The 21,716-nt window shown below is 48.8% G+C and carries 19 protein-coding genes and 1 rRNA gene; 8 read left to right on the forward strand and 12 right to left on the reverse strand.

Going from position 1 to position 21,716, the window contains the following annotated elements:
• Nucleotides 1-12: 12 nt before the first annotated feature.
• On the reverse strand, nt 13-705 hold the full coding sequence (locus tag EML15_RS09995) for a glycerophosphodiester phosphodiesterase family protein (protein ID WP_144275039.1): 693 nt from the start codon (nt 703-705) through the stop codon (nt 13-15).
• A 13-nt stretch (nt 706-718) separates the two neighbouring features.
• Nucleotides 719-2,254, reverse strand: coding sequence for a catalase (locus EML15_RS10000; protein WP_144275037.1), 1,536 nt, complete (start codon nt 2,252-2,254; stop codon nt 719-721).
• 232 nt (nt 2,255-2,486) lie between these two features.
• Here EML15_RS10000 and EML15_RS10005 point away from each other — a divergent pair, with 232 nt between their 5' ends.
• The gene (locus tag EML15_RS10005) at nt 2,487-3,056 is read left to right on the forward strand and encodes an RNA polymerase sigma factor (RefSeq protein WP_144275036.1); all 570 of its coding nucleotides are present in this window, start codon (nt 2,487-2,489) and stop codon (nt 3,054-3,056) included.
• A 5-nt stretch (nt 3,057-3,061) separates the two neighbouring features.
• On the opposite strand, the gene EML15_RS10010 is transcribed toward EML15_RS10005, so the two are convergent.
• The 3 genes from EML15_RS10010 to leuA all read right to left on the reverse strand — a co-directional run bounded on the left by EML15_RS10010 (nt 3,062) and on the right by leuA (nt 7,460).
• The gene (locus EML15_RS10010; RefSeq protein ID WP_144275034.1) at nt 3,062-4,099 is read right to left on the reverse strand and encodes an aspartate-semialdehyde dehydrogenase; all 1,038 of its coding nucleotides are present in this window, start codon (nt 4,097-4,099) and stop codon (nt 3,062-3,064) included.
• Nucleotides 4,100-4,176: 77 nt separating this feature from the next.
• Nucleotides 4,177-5,442: an aspartate kinase gene (locus tag EML15_RS10015; protein WP_144275032.1), complete on the reverse strand. Its 1,266-nt coding sequence runs from the start codon at nt 5,440-5,442 to the stop codon at nt 4,177-4,179.
• 197 nt (nt 5,443-5,639) lie between these two features.
• The gene (leuA, locus tag EML15_RS10020; protein ID WP_144275030.1) at nt 5,640-7,460 is read right to left on the reverse strand and encodes a 2-isopropylmalate synthase; all 1,821 of its coding nucleotides are present in this window, start codon (nt 7,458-7,460) and stop codon (nt 5,640-5,642) included.
• A gap of 305 nt (nt 7,461-7,765) precedes the next feature.
• Between leuA and EML15_RS10025 the strand changes: the two genes are divergently transcribed.
• Nucleotides 7,766-9,001, forward strand: coding sequence for a glycosyltransferase family 39 protein (locus tag EML15_RS10025; protein ID WP_144275028.1), 1,236 nt, complete (start codon nt 7,766-7,768; stop codon nt 8,999-9,001).
• On the opposite strand, the gene msrA is transcribed toward EML15_RS10025, so the two are convergent.
• The gene (gene msrA, locus EML15_RS10030) at nt 8,998-9,657 is read right to left on the reverse strand and encodes a peptide-methionine (S)-S-oxide reductase MsrA (protein WP_144275026.1); all 660 of its coding nucleotides are present in this window, start codon (nt 9,655-9,657) and stop codon (nt 8,998-9,000) included. The two genes, EML15_RS10025 and msrA, sit on opposite strands and share 4 nt — an antisense overlap.
• Nucleotides 9,658-9,861: 204 nt before the next feature.
• Here msrA and EML15_RS10035 point away from each other — a divergent pair, with 204 nt between their 5' ends.
• The 3 genes from EML15_RS10035 (at nt 9,862) to EML15_RS10045 (ending at nt 13,064) form a co-directional block, all read left to right on the forward strand.
• On the forward strand, nt 9,862-10,467 hold the full coding sequence (locus EML15_RS10035; RefSeq protein WP_144275024.1) for a superoxide dismutase: 606 nt from the start codon (nt 9,862-9,864) through the stop codon (nt 10,465-10,467).
• A gap of 156 nt (nt 10,468-10,623) precedes the next feature.
• Nucleotides 10,624-11,463 (forward strand): ABC transporter ATP-binding protein, encoded by an 840-nt coding sequence (locus tag EML15_RS10040; protein ID WP_144275022.1) that lies wholly within the window; start codon nt 10,624-10,626, stop codon nt 11,461-11,463.
• Nucleotides 11,464-11,465: 2 nt separating this feature from the next.
• Complete coding sequence (locus EML15_RS10045; protein WP_144275020.1) at nt 11,466-13,064, forward strand: hypothetical protein; 1,599 nt, start codon at nt 11,466-11,468, stop codon at nt 13,062-13,064.
• Here EML15_RS10045 and EML15_RS10050 read toward each other — a convergent pair.
• On the reverse strand, nt 13,055-14,635 hold the full coding sequence (locus tag EML15_RS10050; protein ID WP_144275018.1) for a TM0106 family RecB-like putative nuclease: 1,581 nt from the start codon (nt 14,633-14,635) through the stop codon (nt 13,055-13,057). The genes EML15_RS10045 and EML15_RS10050 overlap by 10 nt on opposite strands.
• 144 nt (nt 14,636-14,779) lie before the next feature.
• Here EML15_RS10050 and EML15_RS10055 point away from each other — a divergent pair, with 144 nt between their 5' ends.
• Nucleotides 14,780-15,412 carry a DUF6474 family protein gene (locus tag EML15_RS10055; RefSeq protein WP_144275016.1) on the forward strand — a complete coding sequence of 211 codons (633 nt, stop codon included), beginning with the start codon at nt 14,780-14,782 and terminating at the stop codon, nt 15,410-15,412.
• Between the two features lie 22 nt (nt 15,413-15,434).
• Here the strand turns inward: EML15_RS10055 and EML15_RS10060 are convergent, their stop codons facing one another.
• The gene (locus EML15_RS10060; protein WP_144275015.1) at nt 15,435-16,073 is read right to left on the reverse strand and encodes a response regulator transcription factor; all 639 of its coding nucleotides are present in this window, start codon (nt 16,071-16,073) and stop codon (nt 15,435-15,437) included.
• A gap of 97 nt (nt 16,074-16,170) precedes the next feature.
• Nucleotides 16,171-17,298, reverse strand: a complete 1,128-nt coding sequence (locus EML15_RS10065) for a sensor histidine kinase (protein ID WP_246847016.1) — start codon at nt 17,296-17,298, stop codon at nt 16,171-16,173.
• Nucleotides 17,299-17,595: 297 nt separating this feature from the next.
• Here EML15_RS10065 and yidC point away from each other — a divergent pair, with 297 nt between their 5' ends.
• Nucleotides 17,596-18,720 (forward strand): membrane protein insertase YidC, encoded by a 1,125-nt coding sequence (gene yidC / locus EML15_RS10070; RefSeq protein ID WP_144275011.1) that lies wholly within the window; start codon nt 17,596-17,598, stop codon nt 18,718-18,720.
• On the opposite strand, the gene EML15_RS10075 is transcribed toward yidC, so the two are convergent.
• The gene (locus EML15_RS10075) at nt 18,712-19,356 is read right to left on the reverse strand and encodes a TetR/AcrR family transcriptional regulator (RefSeq protein WP_144275009.1); all 645 of its coding nucleotides are present in this window, start codon (nt 19,354-19,356) and stop codon (nt 18,712-18,714) included. The two genes, yidC and EML15_RS10075, sit on opposite strands and share 9 nt — an antisense overlap.
• A gap of 113 nt (nt 19,357-19,469) precedes the next feature.
• The gene (locus EML15_RS10080) at nt 19,470-20,357 is read right to left on the reverse strand and encodes a universal stress protein (RefSeq protein WP_144275007.1); all 888 of its coding nucleotides are present in this window, start codon (nt 20,355-20,357) and stop codon (nt 19,470-19,472) included.
• 119 nt (nt 20,358-20,476) lie between these two features.
• Between EML15_RS10080 and EML15_RS10085 the strand changes: the two genes are divergently transcribed.
• Nucleotides 20,477-21,478: a pseudouridine synthase gene (locus EML15_RS10085; protein WP_349236858.1), complete on the forward strand. Its 1,002-nt coding sequence runs from the start codon at nt 20,477-20,479 to the stop codon at nt 21,476-21,478.
• A 146-nt stretch (nt 21,479-21,624) separates the two neighbouring features.
• On the opposite strand, the gene rrf is transcribed toward EML15_RS10085, so the two are convergent.
• Nucleotides 21,625-21,716, reverse strand: a 5S ribosomal RNA gene (rrf, locus tag EML15_RS10090); the annotation flags it as partial.

Genomic DNA, 21,716 nt, shown 5'->3' on the forward strand with positions numbered 1-21,716 from the left:
ATTATGTAAGCATTAGCCCAGCACGTCGAGAGCAATATCTGGAAAATCTGTAGCCATAACTCCAACTCCCCGATCACGACAATAGCGCATATCTTGAGGATCATTGACGGTATAAATGTAGGTTGGCTTTGCTTTTGCCCCGATAAGCTCTGGGCTGAGTTTTGCCCGCGCAATACTCATCCCTGCACCATGCGGACGAGAAAAGAATATATCTGTGGGATTGAGATTATGCTCCCAATGCCTGCGCAAATAAAAAGTTTCTATCTGTGGCGCCAATGCTGCCATGCGACGAACCATACTGTGCGAAAAGGAGATAACATGAATGCGCTCATCCGTTAATAGTTTATGATGGCGCAAACAACTCGCGAGCTGGTGCTCTACCAGACGACCAGCCCGCGTGGGATGTTTAGGCTCAATATACAGGTGTTTTCCAGGATAAGAAAACACCATTTCGATAAGCTCATCGAGGGTAAGGACACCAGGATGCGTATCTTTAATCTCCTGCAGTGTGGCACTCGAAATGACAGTCCGCCGCCCCGATAAGCGCAGCAAATCCCTATCATGCACACAGACAATATGCCCATCACGGCTGAGCCGAATATCACATTCCACACCCGTAATCGGCAATTCTAGTGCCTTTTCGTAGGCAAGCGGACTCATTTCTGGGTATCGGCCACTAAAACCACGATGAGCAATAATGTGCATACCGTCGATAGTATTACTTCTTGGTCGCAAATACCTCTCGAACGCGTTGACCTAATTGCTTATCGACGTTATCCCAATACTGGTACACCCGCTGTTCTACCTGCTCAGAAACACCAACCATCGCCCCAGCGATATTATGCGCTAGGCGTTCCTTCTCGCCCTCATCCATGACCTCACGGTAAAGAATTCCCGCCTGAATGAAATCATCATCGGCTTCATGCTTAACATATGCCTCACGCACCAAATCGGTACCGTGCGGGTCAGGATTAATGTAGAGGTCATGCGCCTGACCATATCCCACACCTGAGGAAGATGTTGCACCATCATCGAGATAACCAGCACCTTTATCAAAGCGATTAGGGCTATACACTGGCGCATCGGCCGGGTTGAACTCATAAGCCATAGCGCCTTCATGGGAATAAGTATTGACGGTGTTTATTGGCTTATTGATCGGAAGTTGGCGATAATTTGCCCCAATGCGATACCGCTGAGCATCGGCATAGGCGAACACACGAGCTTGCAACATTCTATCTGGTGATAGTCCAATACCAGGAACAAGATTGGATGGATCAAGAGCTAGTTGCTCAATCTGTGCAAAGAAATTACGTGGGTTGCGATTGAGAATGAAATACCCGACGTCGATAAGCGGATAATCCTGCTGTGACCAAGTTTTTGTGAGGTCAAAAGGATTGTACTTGTAAGTCTTTGCCTCCTCGAAAGGCATTATTTGCACTTTGACATCCCAGATGGGGTAGTCGCCTCTTTCGATGGCATTGTAGAGATCTTCACGATGATGATCGGCATTCTTACCTGCCATTTCTTGAGCTTGTTCATCGGTGAAGCAGTCCCAGCCCTGGCGAGTCTTAAAGTGATATTTCACCCATACCGGTGTTCCTTGCGCATTGATCCACTGGAAGGTGTGCGAGCCAAATCCATCCTGGTGGCGCGAGGTTTTTGGTGTTCCCCGGTCCCCCATAAGATAGGTAACTTGGTGTGCTGATTCTGGTGTTCGGGTCCAGAAGTCCCATTGCATATCAGCATTGCGCAATCCGTTTGCACCCATGCGTTTTTGGGAGTGGATAAAATCTGGGAACTTTATGCCATCGCGCAAGAAAAAAGTTGGGGTGTTGTTGCCAACGATGTCATAGTTGCCTTCTTTGGTCCAGAATCTTAAGGCAAAACCGTGCACATCACGCCAGGTATCTGGGGAGCCTTGTTCACCAGCGACGGTAGAAAAGCGTACTGCCATAGGCGTGACCACGCCTTTTTGGAATAACTGTGCTTTGGTATAGCGCGAAACATCCTCGGTGATGTGTAGTTCACCAAAGGCGCCGTGGCCTTTTGCGTGTGGATTGCGCTCTGGGACACGTTCGCGATTGAAATGCGCTAATTTTTCAATGAGGTGAATGTCATTGAGCACATTAGCTCCTTGAGCGCCTTGGGTGATAGAGATATTTTCACTGGCTACTGGAGCACCATTATGGCGTGTGGTATGAGAAGATGTGGCTGGTATCTCCCCGTTGCTCAGAATTGGATCGACAGCTGACATTGTGCCTACAGCTCCTTCACTGATTATTCCATGACACTTATAGGTGAGTGTTGATTGATAGTTGTTACCTACTCACTCCAGCGTAGATTAAAAAGAAAAACCTAGCAAGCGATAAGAAATCATTAGGGTTGGCTTATATATTCCTCGATATTCCTCAATATTCCTCGTGGATAACAAGCAGAAAGCAAGCGGATGACAATCCGCCCCACCATACCTGCTAAAATCACTAACCATGACCGACGGCGATCACCGCACAGCACATGATAATTATGTCACCGAACTAGCCCTTGCAGCAGGCAAAGGCGATCGCCAAGCACTCAACACTTTTATCAAAGAAACACAATCCGACGTATGGCGGTTACTCGCCCACCTCGGCGGCGTCGACAGTGCCGACGACCTCACCCAAGAAACATATCTGAGAGTTATTAAGTCACTGCCACGCTTTGCCGCACGCTCCTCTGCCCGCACCTGGCTCCTCGCCGTAGCACGACGCGCATGGCTCGACAATATCCGCCACGACATGGCGCGCCCCAAAAAAGCTAGTGCCCAAGTAGAACACGTTAGCGCCATAAGCGAAGCCACATGGTCAGAATGGGTAGATATTCACCTACTTATCGACGACCTTCCCCCGGAGCGTCGTGAAGCACTTATTTTGACGCAAATACTGGGCTACTCCTACGAAGAAGCAGCAAAAATAGCCAATGTTCGCATTGGCACGATTCGATCTCGAGTAGCACGGGCACGCGCAGACATCATTGCTGCTGCGCACCCGAACCACACCCAAGAACGTAAACTCTCCTAATGTGATTAGCCCTGCACTAATAGCTCGGCAATCTGGATGGTATTCAATGCCGCGCCTTTGCGCAGATTATCACCCGAAACCACAAAAACTAAACCACGGTTATCTGCCATAGTTTGATCTTGGCGAATACGCCCCACCAAAGACTCATCACGACCAGCAGCAGCCAGAGGTGTAGGCACATCGACAACCAACACTCCTGGCGCTTGCGCGAGAACCTCACGGGCTTGCTCGGGGGTAATCGCACGCTCAAATTGAGCATGAACTACCATCGTATGCCCAGTAAACACTGGAACACGTACACACGTACCAGCAACACTAAGATCTGGCAGACCCAAAATCTTACGAGACTCATTGCGAAGTTTTTGTTCCTCATCAGTCTCTAAAGAACCATCATCGACGAGATTCCCCGCAAAAGGCAACGCATTAAAAGCAATAGGTGCCACATAAGGACCAAGATCCTCCGGCTCTAACACACTACCGTCACGCACCAACTCAGCAGCACGATCACCAATCTGAGCAGTCTGCTTGAGCAATGTCTCAACACCAGCGATCCCAGAACCAGATACCGCCTGATAAGAAGCAACATGAAGAGTGCGTAACCCAGCCACATCATGCAATGCCTTTGCCACAGGCATCAATGCCATAGTGGTGCAATTAGGGTTAGCGATGATTCCCTTAGGCAAATGATTCTTATCTGCTGGGTTCACCTCGGAAACAATCAGCGGCACCTGCTCATCTTTGCGCCATGCAGAGGAATTATCCACCACAGTTGCACCTGCCGCAGCAAAAAGTGGTGCATAGCGCTGAGACGTAGCACCACCAGCAGAAAATAATGCAATATCAATACCAGCCAATGAGTGCTCATCTTGAATTGCCACATCTTCAACTTCGATGTCCTCACCACGGAAACTCAAAGTTGTACCAGCAGAACGCGCAGAGGCAAAAAAACGAATAGCCTCACATGGAAAAGCACGCTCCTCTAGTATGTCGCGCATTACTCGTCCAACTTGCCCCGTCGCACCAACGATTGCAATGGTAACCATGTATAAAACTTCTTTCTGGCTCTAGCAGTTTTTTCGTATCTCTACTTGTATCTCTATGGGAATGCCTCTATAGGAATCTAGCGACCGGTACCAGCATAAACAGTAGCTTCTACCTCGCCGCCCAACTCAAAAGCATCATGGATAGCTCGTGCTGCTTCATCTAATTCAGACTCTCGAATCAACACCGAAATGCGAATCTCAGAAGTAGAAATCAACTCAATGTTGATACCTTTATCGCGCAATGCCTCACAGAACACTGCAGTCACACCTGGGTGCGATTTCATACCAGCACCCACCAAAGAAACCTTGCCGATTTGATCGTCGTAAAGGATATTTTGCCAATCACCTTTTTCTTTTAATGGGGTCAGCAACTCCATAGCGCGCGGACCGTCGGCACGCGGACAAGTGAACGTAATATCTGTGCGATTATCTTCCAACGAGGAGATATTCTGCAACACCATATCAATGTTAATCTCGGCATCAGCAAGAGCACGGAATACCGTCGCAGCAGCACCGGGCGAGTCTGGAATACCCAACACCGTAATTTTTGCCTCAGACTTATCAGTTGCCACACCAGTTAATACTGCTTCTTCCACAGGAATATCCTCCATTGAACCGGTCACCAACGTACCGGGATCATTGCTATACGACGAACGAACACGCAACGGCACCCCAAAAGCACGGGCATACTCCACGCTACGCAACACAAGAATTTTTGAGCCCACAGCCGCAAGCTCAAGCATCTCCTCAAAAGAAAGCTGCTCTAACTTACGCGCCTTAGGAACAATACGCGGATCAGCAGTATAAACACCATCAACATCCGAGTAAATTTCACACACATCCGCTTTTAAGGCAGCAGCAAGAGCCACAGCCGTAGTATCAGAACCACCACGACCAAGGGTAGTGATGTCCTTAGACTCACGATTAACCCCCTGAAAACCAGCAACAATGCAGATTTTTCCTTCGTCGAGAGCTTCGCGCACACGACCTGGAGTGACATCAACAATACGCGCATTACCGTGGCGTTCTGTAGTAATCACCCCCGCCTGCGAACCCGTAAAGGATTGCGCCTGCGCACCAAAGGACTCAATTGCCATTGCCACCAAGGCATTAGAAATGCGCTCGCCTGCGGTAAGCAACATATCTAACTCACGAGCTGGCGGCACCGGATTAACTTGCGCTGCAAGATCAAGCAGCTCATCGGTGGTATCTCCCATAGCCGAGCACACAACAACGACATCATGCCCACGCTTTTTGGTCGCAACAATCCGTTCCGCCACTCGTCGGATTCGTTCCGCGCTCTCTAGCGAAGAACCTCCATATTTCTGCACCACAAGTGCCACCGGGCGACACCTCTTTCGGATTTCTCAACGATTCGTTCTTGTACATTCTTGTACTACTGAACTTTCATCGTACCTAATTTATCTTCCTCAGGATACCCAAAGTTATCCCTAAGACAGCAATCCCTGCGCATATAAAACACAAGCGGGCAGCCAAGAGCCTTAATCTGCTCTCTAGACTGCCCGCTACAAAACTCACCCTAGCTGCTCAAGCTACGATTCACCGCAGAGGTAATCGCCTTAAGCGACGCATAGGTAATAGAACCAGCAATACCCACACCCCAAGCTAAGGAACCATTGACCTCAGCCAAAATATAAGCCGCTGCTTCTGCATCATCACCTGCTGCACGAGCGTGCTGCTCATAAATCTGCACGTCGACGGCAATGCCTAAGGATTCAAGCGCATGAGCATAAGCAGCAACCGGACCATTGCCCCGACCCTCAACAACAACCTCTTTGCCTTCATAAATCAGCTCTGCCTTGATATGCGCCTCATCATTTTCATTACGAGCCGCTTCAACCTGCACCGACACTTGCTCTAACGGACTCGTGCGATCCAAATACGCCTGGCTGAAAATATCCCACATATTCTTGGAATCTACTTCGCCACCCTCAGAGTCGGTCACTTCCTGCACAATGCTAGAGAACTCAATCTGCATTGGACGTGGCAAAGCCAAACCATGATCAGTTTTCATGATGTAGGCAACACCGCCCTTACCTGATTGGGAGTTCACGCGAATCACCGCCTCATAGCTGCGACCAACATCTTTAGGATCAATAGGAAGATAAGGCACCTCCCATTGTTCCTCACGCAATTCTTCCCACTTCACATCGGTATGCGTTGCTCCTGGACGCACTCGGGTTGCCATTGCGTCTAGACCCTTATTTACTGCATCTTGATGCGAACCAGAGAACGCGGTAAATACCAAATCACCACCATAAGGATGACGCTCTGGCACCCGCAACTGGTTGCAGTATTCCACCGTGCGACGAATTTGATCGATATCAGAAAAATCAATCTGAGGGTCCACACCTTGGGTGAGCATATTCAGTCCTAAGGTCACCAAACACACATTTCCAGTGCGCTCGCCATTACCGAAAAGACAACCCTCAATGCGATCAGCACCTGCCAGATAACCCAACTCTGCAGTAGCTACACCGGTGCCGCGGTCATTGTGTGGGTGCAAAGACAAGATGATACTGTCTCGTCGGTTAAGATTGCGGTGCATCCATTCAATAGAGTCGGCGTACACATTAGGGGTGATCATCTCGACGGTGGATGGCAAGTTAATAATCATGGGATTTTCTGGAGTAGGATCCATGATCTCTACCACTGCATCACATACTTCTTTGGCATAGGCTACTTCCGTGCCAGTGTATGATTCTGGCGAGTATTCCCAGCGCCAATTGGTTTCTGGGTAGTCCTTGGCGATTTCTTTAATTAACTCCGCTGCGTCGGTAGCTAATTTTTTGATAGCGTCCTTATCTTTGCGGAACACCACTCGACGCTGCAAAATCGACGTAGAGTTATAGAAATGCACAATCACGTTCTTGGCACCTGCGCACGCCTCAAAGGTGCGGCGAATCAAATGCTCACGAGCCTGCACTAGAACCTGAATCGTGACATCATCGGGAATCATATTCTGCTCGATAATCTCACGAACAAAATCAAAATCTGTTTGAGAAGCCGAAGGAAACCCAACTTCAATTTCCTTGTAGCCCATTTTGACCAACAAATTAAACATTCGACGCTTACGCTCTGGGCTCATTGGGTCAATCAATGCCTGATTACCATCGCGCAAGTCTACTGCACACCACTGTGGTGCGGTAGTAATTTTTTTATCTGGCCAGGTACGATCCGGCAATACAATATCTTCTACTTCATCGGCAAAGGCTTGATAGCGTTTAACTGGCATAGCAGAATTGCGCTGCTTATTCCATGCAGGTTGTCCAGGGGCACGATCTCCGGCTGGAGTAGTGATATCTGCTGGCGCAGAGATAAAAGAATCAGAAGGGGTCATTGTGATTAGTCCTCAAAAGTTTATAGAAAACCACGACCGGCATACACAAAACCCCGCGACGGGGTGCCAGCCGTGAAAATATCTTAGACCTGTGACCCGCCGCGGCAGCTAAGGAGAAGTAATCCGTAGTACACGCGGGAATGCATAAGACACATAGTACACATAATTCTATGCACACGTAATATCAGTAGCAAAGCACAAGCAATGGCATTAGACTACAAACGCTGTATGAGCGCATATTGTGCGGTCACTTTACGAGAGAGAATTTGCTGAGAAAGCACTTTGTTTTAATGAAAAACACATCTATGACATCGAATACGCCCACCACAGACGCAGTTCCTTCATCTTCTTCGCGTTTAGCTACATCGCATACCACACGCTCATGGCCGAGCTATCTGGATAATCTGCGCGCGATGAATAAAACTGTCAGGTATTGGTGTAGCGCTGCCGGATTATTCCTGCTCAGCACCCTCATTCATCTCCTCGTCCTTTCTTGGGTGAATACTGGTCACGCCCGCAGCAGCAATGTTGATCCCACGCCCCTCAAGGATTTATTAAAGATGTGGGATGGTGAACATTATGTTGCACTAGCCCAACTTGGCTATGTAACTCCCCCACAATCAGGAGGCGACAGTTTATCAATAGAGGAAACACGCTTTGCATTCTTTCCAGGTCTGCCTGCACTTATCCGCCTATTGCACTTCTTCGGGCTCGACTATATTCCGGCAGGAGTTATTCTGTCCACTGTATTCGGGATTATCCTTACCGCCGGCATACTATTTTTAGTTGATCATCTTGGTGGTTCCTCTGCCGCACAACTTAGCGCTGCTCTCTTAGTGTTGGGAGCACCTATGTCCCTGACTTTCACCATGGTCTATACCGAAGCACCTTTTATGGCATGCAGCGTGTGGGCGCTCTATGCGATGTGTCGTCGCCAGTGGTTTTCTGCTTGTCTGTGGGTTTTTGTTTCCTGTTTCTTTAGACTCACCGCCATCGACCTATGGCTGACACTTATACTGGTTATTTTTATCTATGCCCGCACGCAATGGCGCGTATGGGCATGTGCCTGCGCAGCGCTTGCCCCCTTGGTTGCGTTTATTGCTTATGCTTCTGCGCAAACTCGTGGCTCTGGTGGTTATTTCGGACTTCAGAACAAAGGCTGGAATTCCCATTTTGATTTTGGAGTTGCCACCTGGAAGTGGCTGCGCGAAACTCTCAGTTCCTCAGAAAACTTCGGGTATGTACTGAGCAGTTTGTGCATTATCGCTGCGATTATCACTGTTTTTAGTAGCTTTCGACGCATCCCCTGGCCGCTATGGATCTTTGGCACGGGGATCGTCGCAAATATCGTGCTGTCCGATGGCATCATGCACTCACGACCACGACTACTCCTGCCGGCAATTATCTTATTGCTGCCAGTCACGCTTTGCATTGGCAAATACGCCTCTCGACGCAGCCTTATTCTTGCAGGCGCTGCATGGCTGTTATTGGGCAGCTGGCTTGGCGCGCATATGCTCGTTATTTTCGAGTATGCCATCTAAGCCAAGCGGCACGCTACGCCTGTAGAGTGATGCGGACAATAGCCATCAGGCACTTTGTGCAGATATTGCTGATGTTCTTCCTCTGCCAGGTAATATGTGCCTGCCGGGGTATCAGCTAGCACCGCTACTTCTGTCGTAATATCGCCAAAACCAGCCGCAGCCAATTGTGGCGCATACTGACTGATAATTTCTCGAGCACGCTCTGCTTCTTCAGCAGTGTCGGTATACAGAGCTGAACGATATTGAGTACCCACGTCATTACCCTGGCGATACCCCTGGGTTGGGTCGTGAGCTTCAAGGGCGCGTACCACCAAGTCCTCAAAGCTGATACGCGCTGGATCATAGACAACCTCTACTACTTCAGCGTGGTTTGTTTTGCCGGTACAGACTTCCCGATACGTGGGGTTAGGGGTAATACCACCTGCATATCCCACTGATGTGGCTTCTATGCCTTCGATTTCCCAGAGCATTTTTTCCGCGCCCCAAAAGCATCCAATACCGATGAGTAATCGTCGCTGCTCTGCACGCCACGGCCCGGTAATAGGTGTGCCTAATACTGCATGGGGTGCCGGGTCAGTCACTATTGCTTCTCGACGACCAGCCAATGCTTCTTCAGCGCTTACTAATTCTGGTGCTTTTCCATAAATCCATCCCATGTGGCTACTCTACGCCTTATATAACCCTCTCCACATATTTCCTTGCCATGAATGTGAATTAATATCGTTGCCTAACCTAGTCTGCATATCCCTTGATATCCCTTGCCAATTTTTTCGCACCCCCCTACCATTGGAATCATTGTGCATGAGTTACACATGCACAGCCTTAACATACATGAACCTTAGGAAAGGGAAAACCTCATTATGGCTACCTATGAATTGCCTCAGCTTGACTATGCATATGACGCGCTAGAGCCACATATCAGTGCAGAAATTATGGAGCTGCACCACACCAAGCACCACCAGAATTATGTTAATGGTGCAAACGCTGCCCTAGAGAAGCTAGAGCAGGCTCGTAAAGATGGTTCTATCGCTGCCGTTGTTACTGCTTTGTCTAAAGATTTAGCGTTCAACCTGGGCGGACACACTAACCACTCTATTTTCTGGAAGAATCTTTCTCCTCAGGGCGGCGGTGAGCCAACTGGTGAACTCGCTGAAGCTATTGAGCGTGATTTTGGTTCTTTTGCTCAGTTCAAGGATCACTTCAGCGCTGCTGCTTTAGGTTTGCAAGGTTCTGGCTGGGCGGTATTGGGCTATGACCACATTGCTAACCGCCTCGTTATTGAGCAGATGACTGATCAGCAAGGCAACCTTTCTGTTAATCTCACTCCACTTCTTATGCTCGATATGTGGGAGCACGCTTTCTACTTGCAGTACAAGAATGTTAAGGCAGATTATGTTAAGGCTGTCTGGAATGTATTTAACTGGGAGGATGTTGCAGCTCGTTTCGCAGCGGCAACCGCACAGTAATTTCTAACTTTCTATCACCCCCATCTTCGTACAAAAATGAAGATTGGGGGTTTCTCTTGTCTGCGACAACCTGCTTTTAGCAGCACTAAAAAATAAAGCCCCCCCCCCAGGGGTAATGCCGATATCCCTCAAGAACTTCCGATATTATCGGAGGTTATGACGATCAATCACACACTCAATACCCCTCAGGATAGCCACCCGAACGCTGCGCTATCTCTACGTAATCTCACAAAAAATTATTCCGGGCATTTAGCAGTTAATAACCTTTCCCTCGACATCCCCCGCGGCAGTTTCTATGGCATTGTCGGCCCTAATGGAGCTGGCAAAACCACCGCCTTGATGATGGGCACCGGAATGCTCGAACCTTCACAGGGAAATGCGTGGGTATGCGGGCACCCACTGTGGGAAAAGGCTCCGCAAGAAGAAATCCTGGCAGCAAAACAATCCTATGGCCTGCTTGCCGACGGTCTGCCCGTCTTTGACCGACTCAGCGGCAAAGAATACTTAGAATATCTTGGTTATCTGCGTGGACTGGGCACTAAAGAGATTCAGACCCGGTCGGAAGAATTACTCCTCGCCCTTGATCTCCAAGATGCAGGTAAGAAATACATTGTGGATTATTCCGCAGGTATGACCAAAAAGATTTTGCTTGCTGCTGCTCTATTGCACAGCCCTGAGGTATTGATTCTCGACGAGCCACTAGAAGCCGTCGACCCTGTATCAGCGCAAATTATTCGCCAGATTCTTCACCAGTTCGTTTCCGCTGGCGGCACTGTGGTGATTAGCTCTCATGTGATGGAATTGGTGGAAAATATCTGCTCACACGTCGCCATTATTAACAAAGGTACGGTACACGCTGCCGGCACTCTCGACGAAGTCCGCAACGGAATGTCATTGACTGATCGTTTCGTTAATGCAGTTGGTGGCAAGACCCTAGCAGATGGCAGCCTGGGCTGGCTTAACCATGCACAACCAGCAGCAGAACACGAGGAATAATCATGAGTATCACACGCACTTTATTAAAACTGCAGCTTATTCTGTGGTGGCGTTCCGTCTCTACCCAAGCAGTCATGCTGCTGCTTTCCTTGCTTCAAGCAGGATCTCTCATTTTAACCACCCTAGCGTTCGGATTTTTTAGCTACTTCTCCCTTGTAGAAGACAAAAACATAACTGTTTTCATTAGCGTTATGGCACTAGGTACATTGGTATATCTATTTGCAGCTTTCGTGTTACCTACTGGGGAATCCCAACCCGATCTAAGTGTTTTTGCACCACTACCACTGACCGCAAAGCATATTTTTCCTGGCTATACCATTGCGTTATTCCTCCAAACCCGCAGCATTACCGCCACGATTAACACCATCATCATGATGGTCATGGGAGCCTTGGGGTTTTCTCACGTGCACGGTGCTCTAGCAGCCCTACTATGGTGTTTAGGTTGCATAGTGCAATTGGTCATTACGGTTCTCCTTGGCGAAACACTAGCCGCCACTTTGACTACCAGCATTGGCTCTGGCAAACGTGAAACACTCAACTTGATTTTGGGTGTGGTATTCATCGTCATTATTCTCGGTGGTGCTTTCTTAAGTAATGTCGGGATTAGCACTGGGGCACAGAACGTAATGTCAATGGCTCTTTCCGGAGTTAAGACCATCGGGGAATGGACACCGCTGGCCATCGCCGTTGCCACAGCTGCGCATTTACCGCAAACACCTGTGCTGGGCGTCGCGATGCTAATCCTCACTGTGATTTATGTGGCAGCAATTTTCTACCTATGGAAGGAATACTTACGCCGCGGTTTGACTCAGGTCTTGTCCGAGGGCAAGGACAGCGGTCGTGACGCAAAAAATTCTTCTTTGCTCCTACCTTCGCTACCAGCCACTACCCGCGGTGCACTCTACTCACGATACATTCGGTATCTCGTCCGCGATAAGCGCCTGCTCTACTCCATGCTGGTGTACCCATTGGCTATCATTTTTTATATTGGTGTTGGTCTATCCGCTAGTGATGTTGGGCACTTCGCCTGGATTGGCTGCTATTTTTCCAGCGTATTCGCTTTCCTTATGATCAGTAACACGCTAGGATTCGACGGTCCCTCAAATTGGGTACATATGTCTGCGGGAATACGCGCTCGTGACTTATTACAGACTCGTGCACGAGTGCTTATCGTAATCAACACTATTGCCATCGTCGTTTTCACCAGTATCGTTGGCGCCTTTAAGGGCTTTAACGTCGTGTGGGGCATTAACACTTTCATGGCACTGTGCATTATGTTCTTCTCTACCGCACTCGGCTGTTATCTGGCAGTCAAGTTCCCAGAACCAACGAATAAACCAGGCAGCAATCTCTTTAAGGCAAGGCGCAGCAAAAACCTTGCGTCTCTCCTAGGACTCGTGCTCATTATCGCCTTCTCATTACCGGCAATCGCGTTGCTTATCTTCGGCTATAAGTTGGATTCTTCCGCTTTGCTCTGGGCTGGACTAGGCGCAGAACTCATCATCACAATATGCGTATCTTTTTTCGCAATGCGTATGGCAGCCACAGCACTGGATACCTCCTGGCATAGGGTCTTTGCGCGAGTCAAAAACTATAACTGAGCCACCACTTGTTCTACCTGCGATAAGAGCGGTACACCAGGCGCGCCTTGGGCGAGCCAATGGCGTACTGCTCTTGTTGCTTTGCAATCGTCGCCATTGTAGCTCAGTAGCATTTCCTTAGCTTGCTGTGGCGCTACGGTGCTATCCATGCCTATATCCATGCCTATTGCTTGGCGGTAAAGATTCATGCTCTCTTCGCCGTCAACGCCCTGTTCTCGCCATTGAAAACCTGCGATAGGTGCTACTTGTTTGAGCCCTAGCCCATGCGAGCCGGCAAGATATTTTTTCACATAGGCAAACACATCTATCCACTGGCTCGAACTGATAAATTCTTGTATCTCCTGTGGATGTGGCACTCCAGGCACTACGCCATAAAAGCGTTTGGCGCTAAACTTCAGCCAATGATTTTCTCCATGCGCGGAGTAGCAAAAAACCCCAAAACTTTTTCCCGCCGCCTGTGCTTCAGCGCGTTGAGTACATAGCCATTGCCAGAATTGGGCAAAATTATGCCCTTCTGCCTCTGTGCCCACCTGCTCCCATAAGGAGAAACAACGATAGTGGTTGCCGTCGTAAGTTCCCCATAAATAGGCGCCTTGATCTAGATACGCTTCCACATCAATGTCGATTTCTACGTCGAACTGCGCAATACTATTGCGGTCGGTCAAAGTATCTCGTTTTAGCACCTCAATGCCAGTGCGCCACGCATAAGCCAGCACGGAATCTTCACCCTGATCTGCCCTAATGAGCTCCTCGACGGTGTTAATTCCTCGCTTTTGATATTTGCGAGCCAGATCCCCGCTCAGGAATAAGGACAAATCATCAGCCGCTATCAGTTCTGCCTCGCATTGGTGCCAGAACCGACATCCTGCGCATTCTCGTACTCGGTGAGGGCGAGTGGGAGTTGGTATTGCCAGAGCGCGGTCTAGTCCTTGTTGGAAAAAGTCAGTGTTGAGCAAAAACACCAAGGTGGAGTCTTGGCCGATCAGACCACCACGATGGCAGCTCAGCCCCATATCGGTTAAGGCACGGTCTGCCATAGCAAGCCGGAATGAGTCGATGGCATGGTTTTTGAGCCGATAGTGCGCCCATGCGGAATTGCCTAAGCCTAATCGCTTAGTTGCTACTACTTTCACTTTCGACGTCGGGTCAGGGCGCGCAACCCGATGGTGGGAGATAACCACTGGATAGTAGCTTCCATCTTTGCGACGCACCAAGGCAGCTACCTCTACTCGCATTTTTTGCTGATAGGCACTATTAACCTGTGGTTCTAGCGTCTCTAGCACTGCGTGCGTGATGATATGTGCCCCTGCGGCAATGGCTTCGAGCGTGTCAAAGAATCGCAACTGGGCACTTTTTTCTTTATCCAAATCTATCCTGAGAAAATGGCGATTATCACCTAATTGAGGTTTGAGAGGAAGAAGATCAAACACGCTCTGAGCTGCACTGGCATGACGCTGTTTGCGCTGGATAGCTGCGGTGGTTGCCGCTATATGCGGGTAGCGTTGTTTTTGCACCAAACGATAGCGACACCCTACTAGATTATCGGGGGTCAGAAAGTCATCGGTGCACACAATTTATCTAGCATAACTGCTTACCTCGGTTCCAAGCTAATGAAGACCACAGCATTTATGAATATAATGAATGAGGTATTAGGTACTAGCTACCCGTGGCTATTGCGGTTTTAGCAAAATAACTCAGGAGTTGTGATCTTTTCTATGGGACTACTAAAGAAAGCACGTAAAAAGCGCGCGCAGGCTAAGAAAGAGCTAAAAGTGGCTAAGTCACGTGCACGTCAGGAAGTAAAATCAGCTGCAAAATTAGACCTCAAGCGCGATAAATTGCTTGCTAAACAGGAAAAGCACCTACTCAAAGAAGAGAAAAAAGGGCTAAAAGCAAAGCGTAAGCATGAAAAAGGACTTGCGAAAACTGAGTTAGAAAAACTCAAAGCAGGAAAATTCAATAAGGACACTGTGCTGCGCTATTCCGGTGCTGCACGTACCTTAGCACCGTTTATTCTGCCGCTACTCTACCGTGGTGTTGTTGCTGTGCGCGGACAACTCGACGCAAAGCGTGCCCAGCGTTTGGGAATCAGCAGTGAAGAACTAGGGCAATTCTCTGGGCATGGTGCCCCGCTCAAGGCACGTATTCTCAAAATGCGTGATCATGTCAAAACTACTCAGTTAGCTCCTGGCTTTATTCAGGATGTGCACGATCGCCTTGATGAGCTTAGTGCTGCTGTCGATAATGCGGAATATATGACTACCGAACAGCGTAAACGCGCGCACCGCAGTATTGCTGCTGAATTAGATGCGCTCGCTCGTGAGATTCAGCATAAACTCACTAAATAAGCCACTGGCTTACGACAAGGGTCTAGAGCACGCCTTGTTCACGCGCTGCGGCCACTGCTGAGGTGCGTGAACGCACGCCTAGTTTGTCATAAATATGTACCAGATGGCTCTTTACTGTTGCTTCTGAGAGCAAGAGGAGCCTGCCAATATCGCGGTTCGATGAACCTGAGGCAACCAATTTCAACACTTCTAGCTCACGCGGAGTCAACGAGGTTCGTGGGGCGCGGACTCTGGTCATCAAGCGGTTAGCTACCGTAGGTGAGAGTGTGGAATCGCCTTCAGCGGCAGATCGTACTGCCGCTAATAGTTCTTCTGGTGGTGCATCTTTGAGTAGGTATCCCAATGCACCTGCTTCAATTGCCCCCAGAATATCAGCATCGGTGTCATAGTTTGTGACCACCAGCACATGAGGTGGCTTATGCATAGTGCGCTTAATCTCCGCTGTGGCATCCGCCCCCGACGCTAAACGCGTTCCTTCCACACCAGCGCCAAACCGTAGATCCATGAGAATAACATCAATGCCTCCTGCTTGTGCTGCAGAAATAGCTGCTTCTGCCGTTGCGACTTCTCCAATGACCTCGATATCCTCTGCGCTTTCTAATACCGCACGCAGTCCCAAGCGAACTATCTCATGGTCGTCGGCAAGCAAAACTCTAATCATCTGCTATAGTACCACCTTTCGCACTAGCTATATCATTATTTAGTTTAGCCACTTAGGTCGCAAAAGAATGACTTAGTGACTGTGGCACTGGCAACTTTTACGCCTCCACCGGCAATGCAACCGAAATAGCTGTCCCCTCCCCAGGCGTGGACTCCACCACCAAATTTCCGCCCTGCTCCTGGGCGCGCTGCCGCATGGCAGAAATACCGATATGCCCTAAACCTGCAGGTTGTGCTGCTAATTTTTCCGGATCAAACCCCTGCCCATTATCGACAACATCCAACCGCACTTCATCCTGAGCATAACTGAGAGTCACATGGCATAAACTCGCCTGCGAATGTTTTGCCACATTCCCCAATGCCCCCTGAGCAATCCTGAGCAACGCCGCCTCTGTGCGCATTGGCAATTGCTGTTCTTCTCCCTCCACCTCGATAATGACCTCGGGGCCAACAATATGCTCTGCAGCACGATGCAATGCCCCCTCCAAAGAGGTTTTAGATAATGCAGCAGGTTGCAAAGCTGCAATCATTGCGCGCGCCTCAGAAAGATTATCTGCCGCTGTTCGACGCGCCAATGCCATGCGCTCTAGTGGTGCTTTTTGTTCTTGTTGACTCAAGGAAGATTTCTTAATCTCCTGCTCAGCAACTCGTAATAACATCTGAATGCTCGATAATCCCTGAGCAAGCGTGTCATGAATTTCGTGTGCGATACGTTGACGTTCTGAAGCAATACCAGCAGCACGTTCAGTTTCTGCAAGTTGTTGTTGGGTTTGCAATAGTTGTTCAATCAGGCTTTCGCGTTCCCTGCTTGCTTTCCACAATGCCTTAAAAGTCAGGTGGATACCGATGCACACCAGGGCAGATACTGCCGGACCCATAATTGCACCGATAGTCAAATGTGGCCACTGGCTAATAATTGCCACCAGCATTGCACCAAGCACACCAATGATTCCACGCGCATCTGGCCATAGTCGCAAGCATAAAAAGAATATCGGGAACACGAGATACACCGAAACTGGGATAATCGGCAGCATAATGATCCAAACAATCAACACAATAACCATGCTGACCAGTGGTTGCCATGCATATCTATTCTGGATAATGCAGCTGGTATAAGCGGCAATGAATAAGGTACACAGCAGTACCCCAAGAAGCGCAACAGAGCGTTCGACGCCCACCAATGCCCCTAAACTTGCCATGATCAGCACAGCGGTGAGGATATTCATGGCTCGCTTAAAGTTGGCTGCTCCTGGCTGCGCATCATAATTATGCGCTGTGATATCAGTATCAGCGATATTTTGGGTGACTTTTCGCAGTGGTGCCACACTAATGTGCATGGACTATCCTTTTCTTTTGGGTTTTTTCTGTTCCCTCGGCAAGTCGAACTATGCTGCCTCTATTCTATTGGGGATATGTGCCAGGTAAAAACGTGCTTTGGAATTTCATTTTGCATCTTATATACGTTGTTATGGTGTGAGCTGCACGCTATTATCGCTTAGGGAAGAAAGGATCTATGAGCTACCATGCTTGAAGTATTTGCATACCCAGTCTCAGGTGTGATGAAACTGTGGCATTTACTTCTCTTCCATGTATTTCATCTCGATGAAAACCACGCATGGTTGCTGTCAATTTTCGGCTTAGTCATCACAGTGCGTGGTCTTATTGCGCCATTATCTTGGCTGCAACTACGTGCTGGACGCATTAGTGTGCTTATGCGCCCAGAGCTGAGAAGATTACAAGCCGAATATGCACGCAATCCGACTGAAAAGAATCTACGCCTGCTCAAGCATAAGCAGCATACGATTAAGGCAGAAAATAACTACAACCCTGCCGCCGGTTGTTTACCGATTTTCATTCAGATACCGGTTTTTTTGGGATTGTACCGCGTCGTCAAGCGTGTTTCTACTGTTAGCGATAATACTCACGCGACGCAAAACGTCGGTATGCTCAGTAGCAATGATGTGAATGCTTTTTTAGCCACAAAACTCAGTGGAATGCCCTTATCGGCTTTTCCACGGATGGGTACAGAACGCCTTGCAGAATTAGGCACCTCTGTCGCTGAGGTTCGACATTTTCTCCTGCCGTTAATCATACTGGCCTGCATTTTTACCACTATTAATATCTTGCTTGCTCTAGTACGTAATTCTTATGCTCTCGATCATGGATCACCGGTGGCAATCTACCTCAATCGCATTGTGATATGTATTCTTATTGCTGCACCACTGCTTTTGCTCAGTGCTGGTCTTGGTGGTGCAGTGCCCATTGCCGTTGCTCTGTATTGGGTGAGTAATAACCTGTGGACAACCGCGCAAAATATCACACTCTATTCCATTATTCGCATTAAATATCCTTATGGTTCCGAGCATTTTCAGGCACAAGCTGCCGCAAAAGAGCAGCGCGCAGCTTATCTGCGGCAAAAGAAGGAAATCAATAGTTATCGTCGTATTTTAGGGCTTGCCGGCATTGTCGATCCGCAAGCGCGAGCAGAATATCGCCAGTTTTATAAAAAATTGCGGGAACACAAAAAGCAGCTTAAAACGGCGCACAAAGAGTATCAGCGCCAACATTCAGCTGCATATAAGCAGTACAAGGCAAAACCACCCAAAGATTATACTGGGCGGCACCGTAGACCTGAGGAATTAGATTGAGTAATCGACCGGTGGAGCCGATAAAGACATGAGGGCGAGGTCGCGCGCAATGTTTAATGGCTCAATTGAATGTGCAAGCTGTGCTCCTGCTAATCCACCATCAAGGAAAATAAGTATTTGCTGAGCCTGACTGGTGCCAGGATAACCATTTTTTTCTTCAAGCAATTGTGCAATTGTATCCAAGCACCATTGTCGATGAGCGGTTGCTGTGGCAACGATTGCTTTCTCACTATCTGCCTCTGGACACGGGTATTCATTTACTGCACTGCGAAATAGAGAACCACGGAAGTCTTTTTGCGGTTCTTCTTCAATGCACTGATCGAAGAAAGCAAGGATTTTATCGCTCGGATTCTCCATATCCTCGATGCGCTTTGCGTAACGGGCACGCCACTGTTCGTCGAGTTGCTGCAAATAGGCGATGACCAGTGCATCTTTAGAGCCAAAGAGTGAGTAGAGGCTGGCTTTTGCCACATCCGCTTCACGCAAAATGCGATCAATTCCTACTACGCGTATTCCTTCTGTGGTGAAAAGGGTGGTGGCACTATCTAAAAGTCGTTGCCTGGGGCTGGGACGATTCCGACGGCGACCAGCATTACCTGATGATCGACCACTCTTTTTTGCCTTTTCCTCAGCCACTGTATTTCTCAATCCCTTTCATGCCGCACCCAAAAGAACACTGTGGACACAGCAATCTTATATGAACTATCCACAGTGTTCTAGTTTATAGCGACAGATTGGTCTATCTGTATTTATTCTGTTGGTCGCACCACCACAAGCGGACACGGTGCAGAGTGCAGAAGTGCACGCGAGGTAGAGCCAAGCAGCATCCCCTTAAAGCCACCACGACCATGCGACCCCACAACCAATAATTGTGCTTGTTTCGCTATCTCCGCTAAGGCATGTACCGGACGATCATGCGTGATAACCGTTTCCACCTCAACATCTGGATAATGCTCAAGCGCTGGGGCGAGCTGCTCTCGAACCACTTTATGCTGTTCTTTTTCAATGTCTGCCCAAATATCGGCGCCAAGAGCCATCGCAGAAAGCGCACCTTGCATATGAGTGTCTATCCATGTGTGCAGCGCAATCACTTTGACCCCACGAGCCTTGGCCTCAGCAAAAGCAAATTCCGTTGCTTTCTTCGATATTTCTGAACCGTCAATACCTACGACGACAGGTCCATATTTATTTTCTTCTGTTAGTTCATTATCAGAACGCAATACCACCACCGGGCATTGTGCATGGCTGACGACGGCTGCCGATACCGAACCAAGCACCATGCCGGAAAAACCACCAAGCCCACGTGAACCCATGACAATCATGCTTGCATCTGCGCTGGCGTCGAGAAGCATATGTATGGGACTTTGTTGAGAAATCATATGGTCAATCTCTAGGTCAGGGGCGATTTCTACGGCTAGCTCTCGAGCTTGCTCGATTTTTTCCATGGCCTCATCTTTGAGTTCGGCATAGACTTCCTCTGGTGGTGCAAGCCCCTCGGCGTAGAGAAATTCTGGAATGGAATACGCTGCTGCTAGTCGCAAGACGACCCCACGCTTGTGCGCTGTGTTAGCTGCCCATTGAACAGCTCTTTGAGAAGCAACAGAGCCATCAACTGCAACGAGAATATAGTCGCTCATGTTCAACCTCACAATCACATTGAAGTTCTACTTTTATTTTATTCCTCATAGTGCAGGGGCAAAAGCCCAATGGTTGACAATTATCTGCCAGATATGTCACTCAAGTAAGATAAATCACTGTGAACAAGATAATTCGACTCCATCGTGGTGAAGATCCCTTACCCATCAAGGATGGGCTCAATCCCACCAGGATTCGGATTCCTGAAGAGTATGACGGGCAAAGTGCCTATGAAGTTTTGCAAGAATTTATCGCTACTCAGCGCTCTAGGCATCCACAAGATGATGAGGCTGCTTTGCTCAAACGCTTTCGCGATGCAGAAGTAGTCAGGGTACGCGGTGTGGAAAAAACCATTCTCGCACCTCATGACACTCTTCATGCAGGAAATGACCTGTGGTTTTATCGCATTCCCCCCGAGGAAAAGCCCATCCCCTTTTCTTGCGAAATAATCCATTCCGACGACGATCTGCTAGTAATCAACAAGCCCCCTTTCATGGCGACCATGCCACGAGCTAAGCATATTGTCCAGACGGCAACAGTACAGATGCGTCGACTTACTGGAAATAATGAACTGACTCCAGCACACCGTCTCGACCGTATGACCTCAGGCGTTCTTCTCTTTACCAAACGCAAGGAAATTCGTGGTGCATATCAGAAAATTTTTTCTGACCGCAAAGTCTCTAAGGTCTATCACGCCATTGCACCATACAGACCTGACATTATTCCTGGTAACCGCTGGCACAATCGAATTGAAAAAACACCTGGAATCATGCAAGCACGCATTGTCGACGGCACGCCTAATGCCACAACAATCGTCAATGATGTTCAGATCCTTAATTCCGACCTGCAGGCCAGTCTGAAACAAAAATACGGACACGATCATGAAGAATTAGCCCTGTATGAGCTACACCCAATAACTGGGAAAACTCACCAACTCCGGCTGCATATGCACGCCGCCGGTGCCCCCTTGCTTGGTGACGATACTTATCCACGCATACTCACCATCGCTGAAAGTGAGGACCATAATAAACGACTATGCCTACACAGCCACAGTATTTCCTTCCACGACCCCTTCACCCAACACCCCCACCACTTCATATCAACTCCACAATGGATAATGTAAACCCCCTGCGCACCGCACGCATACACCCCCTGTGCACCCCCCTTGTGCACACACCCCCTGTGTGCCACACAACACACAACAAGCACAAAAAAAAGGGGGGTGTGCACCACAACGGCACACACCCCACAACCATATTAAAAAACCAATGTTGGCAGCGACCTACTCTCCCACACCCTCCCAGATGCAGTACCATCAGCGCAATCAGACTTAACGACCGGGTTCGAAATGGGACCGGGTG

The sequence above is a fragment of the Corynebacterium sp. sy017 genome (assembly GCF_017918135.1).
Lineage (GTDB): Bacteria > Actinomycetota > Actinomycetes > Mycobacteriales > Mycobacteriaceae > Corynebacterium.

What these genes read in the sequence shown, in the direction of transcription:
- EML15_RS09995 (WP_144275039.1), bottom strand. Translation starts at nt 705, where the DNA reads ATGCACATTATTGCTCATCGTGGTTTTAGTGGCCGATACCCAGAAATG.
- EML15_RS10000 (WP_144275037.1), bottom strand. Translation starts at nt 2,254, where the DNA reads ATGTCAGCTGTCGATCCAATTCTGAGCAACGGGGAGATACCAGCCACA.
- EML15_RS10005 (WP_144275036.1), top strand. Translation starts at nt 2,487, where the DNA reads ATGACCGACGGCGATCACCGCACAGCACATGATAATTATGTCACCGAA.
- EML15_RS10010 (WP_144275034.1), bottom strand. Translation starts at nt 4,099, where the DNA reads ATGGTTACCATTGCAATCGTTGGTGCGACGGGGCAAGTTGGACGAGTA.
- leuA (WP_144275030.1), bottom strand. Translation starts at nt 7,460, where the DNA reads ATGACCCCTTCTGATTCTTTTATCTCTGCGCCAGCAGATATCACTACT.
- EML15_RS10025 (WP_144275028.1), top strand. Translation starts at nt 7,766, where the DNA reads ATGACATCGAATACGCCCACCACAGACGCAGTTCCTTCATCTTCTTCG.
- msrA (WP_144275026.1), bottom strand. Translation starts at nt 9,657, where the DNA reads ATGGGATGGATTTATGGAAAAGCACCAGAATTAGTAAGCGCTGAAGAA.
- EML15_RS10035 (WP_144275024.1), top strand. Translation starts at nt 9,862, where the DNA reads ATGGCTACCTATGAATTGCCTCAGCTTGACTATGCATATGACGCGCTA.
- EML15_RS10040 (WP_144275022.1), top strand. Translation starts at nt 10,624, where the DNA reads ATGACGATCAATCACACACTCAATACCCCTCAGGATAGCCACCCGAAC.
- EML15_RS10045 (WP_144275020.1), top strand. Translation starts at nt 11,466, where the DNA reads ATGAGTATCACACGCACTTTATTAAAACTGCAGCTTATTCTGTGGTGG.
- EML15_RS10055 (WP_144275016.1), top strand. Translation starts at nt 14,780, where the DNA reads ATGGGACTACTAAAGAAAGCACGTAAAAAGCGCGCGCAGGCTAAGAAA.
- EML15_RS10060 (WP_144275015.1), bottom strand. Translation starts at nt 16,073, where the DNA reads ATGATTAGAGTTTTGCTTGCCGACGACCATGAGATAGTTCGCTTGGGA.
- EML15_RS10065 (WP_246847016.1), bottom strand. Translation starts at nt 17,298, where the DNA reads ATGAATATCCTCACCGCTGTGCTGATCATGGCAAGTTTAGGGGCATTG.
- yidC (WP_144275011.1), top strand. Translation starts at nt 17,596, where the DNA reads ATGCTTGAAGTATTTGCATACCCAGTCTCAGGTGTGATGAAACTGTGG.
- EML15_RS10080 (WP_144275007.1), bottom strand. Translation starts at nt 20,357, where the DNA reads ATGAGCGACTATATTCTCGTTGCAGTTGATGGCTCTGTTGCTTCTCAA.